This is a genomic window from Pseudomonas sp. S9 (assembly GCF_000222125.1).
Classification (GTDB): domain Bacteria; phylum Pseudomonadota; class Gammaproteobacteria; order Pseudomonadales; family Pseudomonadaceae; genus Aquipseudomonas; species Aquipseudomonas segetis.
Map to the genome: position 1 here is coordinate 322,987 of NZ_AFFX01000006.1, position 12,436 is coordinate 335,422.

General features: G+C 55.6%; 6 protein-coding genes and 2 pseudogenes. All 8 read left to right on the top strand.

The genetic code is table 11. The features are described from left to right. Window positions 1–158 precede the first annotated feature (158 nt). The 8 genes and pseudogenes from PSES9_RS23710 to pelG all read left to right on the top strand — a co-directional run bounded on the left by PSES9_RS23710 (window position 159) and on the right by pelG (window position 12,372). Window positions 159–3,011 (top strand): annotated as a pseudogene (locus tag PSES9_RS23710) (endo alpha-1,4 polygalactosaminidase). After that, window positions 2,989–3,558, top strand: coding sequence for a hypothetical protein (locus tag PSES9_RS24340; protein WP_051120981.1), 570 nt, complete (start codon window positions 2,989–2,991; stop codon window positions 3,556–3,558). The pseudogene PSES9_RS23710 and the gene PSES9_RS24340 overlap by 23 nt, the downstream one beginning before the upstream one ends. Before the next feature lie 558 nt (window positions 3,559–4,116). Further along, window positions 4,117–6,585, top strand: a pseudogene (locus tag PSES9_RS23715) (tetratricopeptide repeat protein). A 27-nt stretch (window positions 6,586–6,612) separates the two neighbouring features. After that, window positions 6,613–7,131 (top strand): hypothetical protein, encoded by a 519-nt coding sequence (locus PSES9_RS0114875; protein WP_010488195.1) that lies wholly within the window; start codon window positions 6,613–6,615, stop codon window positions 7,129–7,131. Then, on the top strand, window positions 7,128–8,507 hold the full coding sequence (locus tag PSES9_RS0114880) for a PelD GGDEF domain-containing protein (RefSeq protein WP_010488196.1): 1,380 nt from the start codon (window positions 7,128–7,130) through the stop codon (window positions 8,505–8,507). The genes PSES9_RS0114875 and PSES9_RS0114880 overlap by 4 nt, the downstream gene beginning before the upstream one ends. After that, a complete protein-coding gene (locus PSES9_RS0114885) occupies window positions 8,485–9,474 on the top strand; it encodes a hypothetical protein (protein WP_010488197.1) in 990 nt (329 codons plus the stop codon). The genes PSES9_RS0114880 and PSES9_RS0114885 overlap by 23 nt, the downstream gene beginning before the upstream one ends. Continuing rightward, window positions 9,471–11,000 carry a GT4 family glycosyltransferase PelF gene (pelF, locus tag PSES9_RS0114890; protein WP_010488198.1) on the top strand — a complete coding sequence of 510 codons (1,530 nt, stop codon included), beginning with the start codon at window positions 9,471–9,473 and terminating at the stop codon, window positions 10,998–11,000. Before PSES9_RS0114885 ends, pelF begins: the two co-directional genes overlap by 4 nt. 1 nt (window position 11,001) lies before the next feature. Then, entirely contained in the window at window positions 11,002–12,372 is a 1,371-nt protein-coding gene (gene pelG, locus PSES9_RS0114895; protein ID WP_010488199.1) for an exopolysaccharide Pel transporter PelG, read from the top strand. Window positions 12,373–12,436: the final 64 nt, after the last annotated feature.

Genomic DNA, 12,436 nt, shown 5'->3' on the forward strand with positions numbered 1-12,436 from the left:
TGCTTGCAGTCCGAGCAGGACAGGCTAATGTCAATATAATGCCGCCCAATTATTGAAGGGTGCCTTAGACAACAAATTTTTAATTTAATTTCACGCCTCGGAAAATACCGCCTAATCTTATTCCTTTTAGACGGATTACTCCTACAGGGCTGTAGATGATTAGATTTTGCAGTATTCGATCAGCAGTTGTTTTGACCGTCTCATTCTTTTCATCACTGCTTCGTTCGATCCTCATTCTGAAGGCCAAGTCCCAGCACTTGCTTATGTGCTGTTGCCTGCTGTTCTCAGGCATGGCGCTTGCCCAGCCGCAAGCCCCTAAAAGCGTGGTGTTCTGGTATGCGGTTTCGCCCCCGCTGGCCGAGCTCGCCCAGTTTGACTGGAGTGTGGTCGAGCCTGCGCACCTGAGCGATAAGGATGTTAAGTACCTGCGCGATCAGGGCTCCCAGCCTTTTGCCTATCTTTCCGTGGGCGAATTCGATGGCGATCTGAGCCAGATCCAAAACCAAGGCCTGCAGCGCGGTGCCAGCCCTACCCGCAACGATGCTTGGCAAAGCCAGGTCATGCGACTCAGCTCCGACGTCTGGCGTAAGCATCTGCTGCAACGGGCAAAAGCGCTCAAGGCCCAGGGCTATAGCGGGCTGTTTCTCGACACTCTTGATAGTTTCCAGCTCCTGCCCAAGGACCAGCAAGAGGCGGAGCGTATTGCCCTGCGCGACTTTCTCAAGCAGTTGGCCAGGCAAGAGCCCGATCTCAAACTGTTCTTCAATCGCGGTTTTGAAGTGCTCCCCGAGCTGCCAGGTGTAGCGGCTGCCGTTGCTGTGGAGTCAATCCATGCCGGTTGGAACCCATCCAAGCGCAGTTACCGTGACGTGCCTGCCAGTGATCGTGAGTGGCTTTAGGGCCATCTCAAGCCCCTGCGTGGGCAGGGTATACCGCTGGTTGCCATTGACTACCTGCCCGCCGAACGCCGCGCGGACGCGCGCAAACTCGCCAAGCAATTGCAAAGCGAAGGCTTTATTCCGTTTGTGACCATGCCCGATCTCAACTACCTGGGCATCAGTTCAATTGAGGTAAAGCCACGCAGAATCGCGTTGATTTATGACTTGCGTGAAGGAGCACTTTATCGTGCAACTGGCTTCAATGTGCTCGGTGGGTTGCTGGAGTACCTGGGGTATCGTGTGGATTATTTTGCCGCTGACGATTTGCCTGATATTCCAGCCCCTGGCCTTTATGCCGGAATCACCCCCTGGATGACCACCGGGCAACCGACGAAAGCCAGCGTATTCAATAAGTGGATCAATCAGCGGCTTGATGAGCAGGTGCCCCTGGCTATTTTCAAGGGTTTGCCGATTACCGATCCACAACTTCTGCGCCGGCTTGGTATGCAGCTAAATACCGTGGATTTAAGCAAGGATGCCAAGATTGTCAGCTTTGACAAAACCTTGCTGGGTAGTTTTGAGGCGCCGTTGAAGATGCGCACCCGCGAGTTCTCGACGGTGACTGCATTGGTTGATGGGCCCAAGCCAGCACTGACTGTAAATGACAATGGCGAGCTTTATACCCCAGTCGCCTTGGGCGACTGGGGCGGCTTTGTGCTAAGCCCGTTCGTGCTTGAAACCATTCCTGACCAAATGCGCTGGATTGTTGATCCCTTTGCCTTTTTGCAGCGCGCACTGAAACTTGAAACCATGCCGCGCCCGGATGTAACCACAGAGAACGGCAGGCGTGTAGCAACCGTGCATATCGATGGCGATGGCTTTTTCTCGCGTGCCGAGGTGCCGGGCAGTCCTTATGCCGGTACTGAAGTGCTCAACAGCTTTATCAAGCCCCATGACTTTTTAACCTCGGTTTCGGTTATCGAAGGCGAAGTCGGGCCAAAAGGCATGTACCCGCATCTGTCACGCGAGCTGGAGCCTATTGCGCGCAAGATATTTGCCGAAGACAAGGTTGAAGTGGCCACTCACACTTTTAGTCATCCGTTTTTCTGGCGGCCGGAAGAGGCTAGCCAGAGTGAGGGCTTTGACCCTGAATACGGCTTTATGATGCAGATTCCGGGGTACAAGAAGATTGACTTCAAGCGTGAGGTGATCGGCTCCACGGACTACATCAACCAGCGGCTAACCACGCCGGATAAGCCGGTTAAGATGATTTTCTGGTCTGGTGATGCCATCCCTGACGCTGCCACCATCAAGCTGGCGTATGACAAGGGGCTGGCCAACGTTAATGGTGGCAACACGGCGTTGACCAATGCATTTCCTTCGGTGACCAATCTCTACCCCTTGATCAAGCCCAGCGCCGGTGGCGTGCAGTTTTACGCGCCAGTTATCAACGAGAACGTCTACACCAACCTCTGGCATGGTCCGTACTACGGCTTCCGTGATGTCATGCAAACCTTTGCCTTGACTGACAAACCAAGACGCCTGCGTGGATTGCACCTGTACTACCACTTCTACTCAGGAACCAAGCAGGCTTCGATCAAGGTCATGGGCGAGATCTACCGGTCGATGCAGGCCGAGCATCCGATATCGCTGTGGATGAGCGATTACATTCCGCGTATGCGCGGCCTGTATGAAACCAGCATGGCTCAGCGTGCAGATGGCGCTTGGCAGTTTCGCGGGTTGAACAAGCTACGCACCGTGCGTATTGATCCGGCAATGGGTTGGCCTGATGTGGGCGCGTCCAAAGGTGTTGCCGGTGTCAGGGATTTGCCGCAAGGGCGTTATGTGCATTTCAGTAGCGATTTTCCCATCCTTGCGTTGCGCAAGACGCGCGACCCCCGGCCGTCGATCGAAGAAGCCAATATCCCGCTGACTGGCTGGGTATACCAGGATGACAAGCAGGTGCGGGTGTCATTCGCCGGGCAATTTCCACTGCAATTCAGTGTTCGCGCCAGCTCGGCGTGCTCACTTGAGGTTGCAGGCAAGCGTTATGTCGCCAAGGCGGTTGATGGCCTTTGGCAGTTCAATATCAATAAAGCACAGGTGAACGATGCGCAGCTCACCTGTCGTTAAAAAGACTCGCCTGCTTAGCCCCTGGGTTCTTCTGCTGATCGCCATACTGGTCGGCACGCTATTGGTTGTCAGTTTTTCGGGTAAAGATGCATTTTTGCCGGACGACAATAAACCTGATGCCGTCTCGGTCAATTACGCAGAGTTATTGCTCAAGGCTGATCCAGAGAACCAGGAGCTGCGTGAAAAGCTCATCGGGCAACTTATCGAACTGGGCAGTTATGACGCTGCGCGTCGACACATCAATGAGCTGCCGGTGACGGCCCCTGATCTGAAGGGCTTCTTCGAGTTGGAGCTCGATACTCTGGAGGCACTGGCCAAAACCGAGGGTGTCGATGCGTCCGCAAAGGCCGCACTGGTTGCGCGAATAGAGGCCTTGCCGCGCATCAAGCTCAGTGATGAGCAGCTTAAGCGTGAGGCCAGTTATGCCCTTGCTTTAGGCGCGCCTGCCGTTGCAGCGTCGATCTATGATGAGTTGGCAGTGCGTCAGCCGGAGAAGAAGGCCCTGTGGTTAGACCAGGCGGCGAAATGGTTTATGGCAGGCTCTTAGCCAGGGCGCGCAGCTGAGGTATACAAGCTATTGCTTGATGATGAAAAGGACCCGCAAAAGCGCCTCGACCTGATTTATCAAACGGTGTTGGCCCTGCGAGGCGCCAATCAAGATGATGCGGCTGCGATTTTTCTCAGCGAGCACATGGATGCCCTGAGTGGTCACGACTCGGAACTGCTGGATGAAGGCTTCCACGCTGCCTTGGGCAGTAATCGATATGACCTGGCCGAACAGTTTGTCGCTCTGTGGCGTGAGCAGGAACCCAATGACAAACGTGCAATCAAGGCTGAGTTCGATCTACATATGGCCTCGGGTAACATTGCCGCTGCCTGGCCGCTGGGTCAGTTGTTGGTCGTTGAAGATCCAGACAATCCCGAATTGCTTTCCACCATGGGCAAGTTGGGTGAGTGGGTTGGACAATCGATTGGCGCGCTCGACTACTGGGAGCGCTTGTTGGCGCTGAAGGAAGACCCGCAAGTTCGTGAGCACGCCTGGCGTCTGGCGGCCCAGCTGTTTGAGTTCGACCGAGCAATCCCCTTGCTGGTCGAGCTGGGGGATATGCGCGAGCTGACGCCGGAAGAGATTGATTCGCTGGTGTACAGCTATGAGTCCCTTGGTGAGCCCGAGGAAGAAGAGCAATGGTTGCGCCGCTATACAAAGGCACATCCCGGGCAGGAACTGGGCTGGTTGCGATTGCAGCAATTGCTTGAGCGGACCCAGCAATTCAAGGCCGAAACTCAGATCTGGGCCCAGTTGGACAAGCGTTTCGGAATATCGACCAGTGAACGAGTCAGTTGGGCTCACGCGCACTGGAAACTCTTTGACGAACAAGCTGCCTGGCAGGTTCTCACGGCAAAGAACGCTCACGCCGAGAAGATTACCGATCCAGAATATTGGCGGCTAAGGGCTGAGCTGGCGTGGGCCACGGCCAACGACCAAGATACTCAATATTCGTTTGAGCAACTCCTGGCCCTTAATGAGCCGCTGTACAGTTCCGAGCGTGAGCAATTACTGAATATTTATCAAAAGGTCGACCCGGTAAAAGCCTTGGCATTGGCGGTGTCTTTCTGGAATGCGCGACACAGGCCTGAGCGATTGGCCAGTGCCTTGGACTTGGCTGAAAAGCTGGGTGACTGGGAGCAGTATGCTGCGTTGGTAGCCAGCGCTGAAAAAGTGCCAGGCACAGAGAACCTTCAGGTGCTATGGAATGCCCGTGCTCAACTGGCCATTCGTGCAGGCGACCTAGCCAAGGCTGAGCGTATATATGCACAGGCACTCAAGCGGTTCCCCACCGAGAATATTTACCGTCAACAGTTACTCTGGCTCTACATTGATCAGGGGCGACATGAAGATATCGAGCGTGCGCTGAATAAGTGGCAGTCCATTGCACGGGCCGATGGCATCATGTGGTTGCCGTTTGCCAGTGCTAATTTGATGCTCAATCGGACTGAGCGTGCGCTGGCCTGGCTGAAGCTTTATCTGCAGGCCAATCCAGATGACTTGTTGGCCAACGCCAGTTACGCCGATGCGCTCGACAGCGCGGGTTATCAGGAAGCCGCCTTGCGCCTGCGCAGCAAGCTGCTCAAGCAAATGCAGACGCAAACCCTGCCGGCAGACCCGGATACATTGCGCATCTACTTGCGCCTGCTCGCCAGTGCCCAGTCGCAGCATGCCGCATCTGCTCAGGCTGCCAGGATGGCGGGTGATTCCAAGGCGATGCTGCAACTATGGTTCGAGCAATACACGGCGCAACTCAGTGCTAACGGTCAGGCTGATATTAATGGCCAGTGGCTGGCGTGGGCAGGAGCGCAGGGCCTGAAGCTCGAGCGTTATGAGCAGCTTAGCGAAGCCGTACGTACCCTCAACCGTACCCGCCTGCAAGCAGAGCTGGACAAAGGCGGGCTCGATCCGCTGCAAGAAACCGAAGTCCTTGCGGCGTTAGGCAAGGACGGCCAGGCCCATGCTTATGCGCTGAGCCATCTGTCCGATCAATATCCAAGTGCAGTGAGCAATCAGCTTCGCGGGATGTTGGCTGGAGTCATTGAAAGTACGCCGCAAGGCGCTCAGTTAGGCTGGCGCAGTGAAGATTTCGGTGGGCTGAAGTTGCAAGGTGCCCGCGGGGCGATTGCCCGTAATATCACCGATGACTGGTATGCGCGGCTTGATTTATTCGACGGCCGTTACGACTCGGATAGTCTCGATGAAAGTGTTATCGGCAATGAGCGCAATGCCGAGTTGCAATTGCAACGGGCTATGGACAACGGAGTTCTCGGTTTTGAACTGGATGGAAGCTGGCGCGACGATGAGGACCGCTATGGTTTCGGTCTGTTCCGCACCTTGCGGCTGACCTCGCGTGACTTGCTGCGAGTCGATCTCGACGTTCATCGCGAGGCTGACGAAAGTGGTTTGCTGCGGGCATTGGGCATGCGTGACGGCCTGACGCTGGGCGGGCAACACAACCTGACTGCACGTGACCAGATTGCCTGGTCTATCGGCCAGCAGTATTACCAGACCCGCCAGGGCGATGACATAGGTTCGGGCCAGAAATAAAGCCTGGAATACAACCACACACTGTTTTTTGCCCGCCCGGCCTGGGTGCTGCGAACCGTTGTGGATTACCAGAGCAACAGCCTGGAAAACACCTTGCCTAATGATCTGCTGACTTCTACGGCCAGGGGAAATGCTCCCGGGTTACCTGGTGGCGCGCTGGATGTTGAAGGTGCGACGCCTGAAACCCTGCTTGAGGAGCGTTACGGCCAGCTGTACTTCGGCACCAGTTGGCAACGCGGTCTGCCTGGCTCATTGAATCGCAGTCACCCGCAATACACCTGGTTCGTGGATATGCAGGCAGGCTGGCAGTGGGGTTATCAAGAGGTCAATTACGGCATCAGCACCGGCCGGGGCATGGAAGTGGTCGGCGATGACGAGCTGGCATTTTCCATGGGTTATCAATCGGCTCCGCAAAACGGCGATGGCGAGTCGGGTGGCACCGCAGCAATTACTTACAGCACCCGATTTGGGCGCTGAAAACAGGTTTAAATGGAGGAACTGACAATGTTGAGTATTCGAAAGCTGGCCTTGTTGGCCGTGGTTGTCGCGGTAGCGGGTTGTTCAAGTTTCACCACGCCTGATGGCCAGGTGTTCCCGCGTGCCGCGCAGTGGGGCGTTTTGCCTTTGGTCAATTATTCCCAAGCGCCGCAAGCCGGGCAGCGCAGTGAGCAGATCTTGCTCAGTGTGTTGAACGAAGAGGGGCTGCACCCTCGCTTGTATCCGGCGAGCACGCAAAGTGAATTGCCGTTGCTGGATGACCGTGCACGTCTTGACGAGGCGCTTAACTGGGCCCGTAAAGAAGGTCTGGATTACGTCATCAGCGGCAGCGTTGAGGAGTGGCAGTACAAAAGTGGCCTTGATGGCGAGCCCGCTGTAGGCCTGAGCCTGCAGGTTATCGAGCCTGCAACAGGTCGCGTGCTCTGGAGCAACAGCGGTGCACGCGCGGGCTGGTCACGCGAAAGCCTGGCTGGCACCACCCAAAAAGTCCTGCGTGAGCTGGTCGGCGAATTACAGGTTGAATGATGGCAACTGAGTCTGCTCACAAGGACTTTGCCCTGGCGCCTCGCGCCAGTGGTCATGTCTCCTGGATCGAAACCCTGTTAATCAGCGTGGTTGCGGTCGCGCTTGGTTATTGGCTGTCACCGGCTGATCCGTTGTTGGTGCACGGCTCGTTTCCATGGCTGATTCTGGCGCCACTTTTGATGGCGATTCGTTACGGCTTCATGCGTGTCTTGATCAGTGCGCTGATTATTTTTGCCGCGCTCTTTGCTTATCGGGCCAGTGGCCTGGGGCTTTACCAGGAGTTGCCGGTATCCTTTATCGTTGGCGTGCTGATCAGTGCAATGCTGATTGGCGAGTTTCGCGACATCTGGGAGCGGCGCCTTGAGCGGCTTGAACTGGCCAATGAGTATCGCCAACTGCGTCTCGATGAGTTTACCCGGGCTCATTACATCCTGCGCATCTCCCATGATCGCCTGGAAAAGCGTGTTGCCGGTAACGACCAGAGCTTGCGCAGTTCGCTTCTGGGGCTGCGGGCAAAAATGCGTGAGTTGCCACGCGAAAGCCTGGGCATCTCGGTGCTGGCCGAATCCATCCTGACCTTGCTCGCGCAATATGGCTCGTTCCGTGTGGCCAGCCTGCATTTGGTCAATGAAAGCAAGACAGTGGTGCTCGAGCCACTGAGCAGCATGGGGGAAGTGCGACCCATGCTGGCCGATGATCTGCTGGTCAAGCAATGCCTGGCGCAAGGTCAATTGATCAGTGTGCGCGAAGAGTTGATGGAGCGTGGCGAGCATCGCCAGCATTCGCAATATCAGGTCTGTATTCCGCTGATGGACACCGAAGGCCGGATTTTGGCCTTGCTGGCGGTTGAGCAGATGCCTTTCTTCTCCTTTACCCAGCGTGTGTTGAGCCTGCTGATGATCCTGTGTGGGCATATTGCCGACTTGCTGCAAACCGATGCGCAAACCTTGCAGCTAACCGACATGGACGCACAGGATTTCACCCTGCAGCTCAAGCGTTCGATCAATGATGCTGTCGAGCACGACCTTGAAGCGCACATCTTTGTTATCGAGGCCAGCCCGAGTGAGCATCGCGCTGCATTGCTGCGCCTGATCCAAGACAGTCGACGCGGTCTGGATGTGCAACTGCTGACGACTAACGAGCGCGGCAACGAGTGTGTGCTGGTGCTGTTGCCGCTGACATCTGCAGATGGCGGTCAAGGCTACCTGACACGACTCAATAATATTATCCATGAGCGCTTTGGCCTGGATCAGAGTTTCGAATCGCTGGGGCTACAGGTTCGCGAGTTCGACATCGATGGTCAGGGCGGGAGTGAAGGCCTGCGGCGTTTTCTGTTCAATGAGTGTGGGATCAATGATCAGCAAGTGGCTATTTAGCGGGGCGGCGCTTTTCGAACTGAGCAGCTTTGCTGCTTTGCTCGATAACCTATCCACGGTCGAGGCCACGCTGCTCTATGTCTCCGCGCATGGCCTGGCGAGTGTAATGCTCAGTGCAGGCGTGTGGTTATTGCTGCCACGCCGATATAAGTTCCCGCTGCCCTGGAGTCCGCTGGTGCTGTTCAGCCTGGCTTTCTTCATCCCCATTCTTGGCACCCTGGGCGTAATCCTGGCGGTATTTTCTTCGCTTTTCCTGCCGCGTCGAGCAAAGCCGCAGGTGTTGAACTCAATGGATGTGCCAGAGCTGCCGTTTCGTGCCCAGGAGCTTGGTCGTGACCTGATGTTCAATGATGGTGGTTTGCAGGATGTATTGCGCCATGCGCCCAGCCCTGAACGTCGCACCATGGCCATGATGGCTACGCGTCGCATGAATGGCAAGGACTCTATACCTATTCTCAAGTTGGCATTGCGCGATCCGGCCGACGACGTACGTTTGCTGGCGTATTCGATGCTCGATCAGCAAGAGAGCCAGATCAACCAGCGAATCGAGAAAACCCTTAATCAACTGCAAACCGCCCCCCAGGTACAGCACTCGGCCCTGCATTCGACTCTGGCGCGCTGGTACTGGGAGTTGGCCTATATGGGCTTGGCGCAAGGCAGTGTGCTCGAACATGTGCTCAACCAGGCGCGTGAGCATGTCGAGCGTGGCCTGAGCCTTGGCGCGGGCGACGACATGCACCTGTTGGCGGCACGCATTGCCATGGAGCAAGGGTTGTTGGAGGAGGCGCTTAGTCATCTATCGGCGGCAAGGGCTGCCGGTCTTGCTCAAGAAAAAATTGCCCCCTTCAAGGCTGAGATTGCATTCCTTCAAGGGCGCTATGATGAGGTCCCCCTGTACTTGTCCCAGCTGTCTAGCGAAGCCTTGGCGCGTCCACCTTTTGGCGCGCTGGCGAGATATTGGTTATGACGACTAAACCGCTGAATACAGCGCCAATTGCCGATGTATGCCTGTTGCTTGAGGGCACTTGGCCCTATGTGCGCGGAGGGGTTTCCAGTTGGGTTAATCAACTGATACTTGGTCTGCCTGAGCTGACTTTCTCGGTGTTCTTCATTGGTGGGCAGCAAAGCGCTTACACCAAGCGCCAATACGCTATTCCGCCAAATGTGGTGCATATCGAAGAGCATTTTCTGGAAAGCTCATGGACGGCTGGTCGTGCAGTCATGTCGGCCAAGCGTGAAGGCCCACGAGCCGAGATCAATGCCTTGCACGAGTTTTTTCATCACCCGGCTGAGCCCCTTGCCGAGCAGGGTGAGCAGGTGCTCGAGATTCTCGCAGCAGGTGAGGTGACATTAGACGATGTGCTGCACAGTCGCGCCAGTTGGGATGCCGTCACCGAAGGCTACACCAACCATTGCAGCGATCCTTCATTCGTCAATTATTTCTGGACGCTGCGCACCATGCAGGCGCCATTGATGATGCTGTGTGAAGCGGCAATGCGCATGCCACGTGCTCGCGCGCTGCACTCGATTTCCACGGGGTATGCCGGGCTGCTGGGCAGCATCTTGCAGTCGCGCTGGAATTGCGCCTATGTATTGAGTGAGCACGGCATCTACACCAAGGAGCGCAAGATTGACCTGGCACAGGCCAGTTGGATCTCCGATAGCCCGGACGAAGCGTTGAAGACCGGTATCGACTCGGAGGTCAACTACGTCAGGCGCTTGTGGATTCGGTTCTTTGAGCGCATTGGTTTGCTGGCATATCGCTCTGCCAACCCGATTACGGCTTTATATGAAGGCAATCGCCAGCGTCAACTGGCCGATGGTGCCGATCCGCAGCGAGCCCGGGTTATCCCCAATGGTATTGCAATGGATGTTTGGAGCAATGCCATTGAACAGCGCCCGCCAGGAATCCCGCCAATAGTGGGTTTGATTGGACGGGTTGTACCTATCAAGGACGTCAAGACATTCATCCGCGCGATGCGTGGCGTGGTCAGTGCCATACCTGAAGCCGAAGGCTGGATTGTGGGGCCAGAGGAAGAAGATCCGGAATACGCCAGCGAATGCCATAGCCTGGTGGTCAGCCTGGGTTTGCAGGACAAGGTGAAGTTCCTGGGTTATCGCAATATCCGCGAGTTGTTGCCGGAGCTGGGCATGATGGTCCTGACATCAATAAGTGAGGCCCAGCCATTGGTTATTCTTGAGGCCTGGGCGGCCGGTACCCCGGTTGTCAGCAGTGATGTTGGCTCATGTCGTGAGTTGATCGAGGGCGCAGAGGGCGAAGACCGGGCATTAGGGTGTGCTGGCGAGGTGGTGGCCATTGCCGACCCTCAAGCGACATCGCGGGCTATTGTCAGTCTGCTCAGTGATTCAACCCGCTGGCACCAGGCCCAGTCAGTTGGCTTGAAACGGGTCAATACCTATTACACAGAGACACTGATGTTGCAGCGCTATCGCACCCTTTATCACGATGCTATTGCCATGGAGGCCCAATAAAATGGCTGGCATTGGATTTGAACTGCGCAAGATTCTCTCGCGAGACTCTTATACATCGACATTGCGTGCCTATGTCTATGCGGGGTTGATCGGCTCCGGCCCGTGGGTGCTGTCGATCCTGAGCGTGATGATGATTGGTGTGCTCAGCCTGGGTATAGTGGTTCCCGAACTGCTCATCAGGCAGTTCCTGATCACAGTAACCTACCTGATGGCCTGCTCGCTGATCATCACCGGCGGCCTGCAGTTGATGTTTACCCGTTTTATTTCCGATCGTTTGTTTGAAAAGGCCAACGACAGAATCCTGCCTAACCTGGTGGGCATGCTGTTAGTCGTCACTATAGGTGCAGGCTTCCTGGGCTTCATGCTGCTGGCGACGCTATTTTATGAGTCCTTTACCTACCACCTGCTGGTTGTGTCCAATTTCGTAGTGCTGTGCAACCTGTGGCTGGTTATTAACTTTCTGTCCGGGATGAAGGCCTACAATCGGATATTGCTGGTGATGCTGGCGGGCTATTCGCTGATGGTGCTCTGTGCCCTGCTGCTGCGCTTCCTGAAAATGGAGGGCTTGCTGCTGGCCTTCCTAATTGGCCACGCCAGCCTGCTCTTTATGTACTTGTTCGATATTTTGCGTGAGTACCCGGCCAAACAGTTGGTCGCCTTTGACTTCTTCAAGCGTCAGCAAGTGTTCTACAGCCTGTTGGTCACGGGGCTTTGCTACAACCTTGGGGTGTGGATCGACAAGTTTATCTTCTGGTACACGCCCGCGACCTCTGGCCAGGTCATCGGGCCATTGCGTGCCTCGATTCTGTATGACTTGCCGATCTTTCTCGCTTACCTGGCGATTATTCCCGGCATGGCGGTGTTCCTGGTGCGGATTGAAACTGATTTTGCCGAATGGAACGAGCGCTTGTATGTGGCCATCCGCGGGGGCGAGACCCTGCAGCATATTGGCCAGCTAAAAGAGCAGATGATTCTATCTATCCGCCAAGGCCTGCTGGAGATCTGCAAGGTGCAGGGCGTCACTGTGACCTTGCTGTTCTTGTTCGCGCCGCAACTGCTTGAATGGTTGGGTATGTCCAGCCATTACCTGCCCTTGTTCTATATCGACCTGATCGGCGTGAGCATCCAGGTTGTCTTCATGGCCCTGCTTAACGTCTTCTTCTATCTAGACAAGCGCGCCATAGTGCTTGAGCTATGCATCCTGTTTGTTGTGCTCAACGCCGCGCTGACTATATTGAGCATCTATATGGGGCCGAGCTTCTTCGGATATGGCTTCACCCTGTCCCTGCTGGTTTGCGTGCTGCTGGCCCTCGGGCGGCTATCAAGCTCGCTTGATGACCTTGAGTACGAAACCTTTATGCTAAGCCGCTGATAAGCGGGTTTGCAGATTTTCGGGATTAGATTCAAATAAACCCTTGACGGCAAATCTGAGGTGC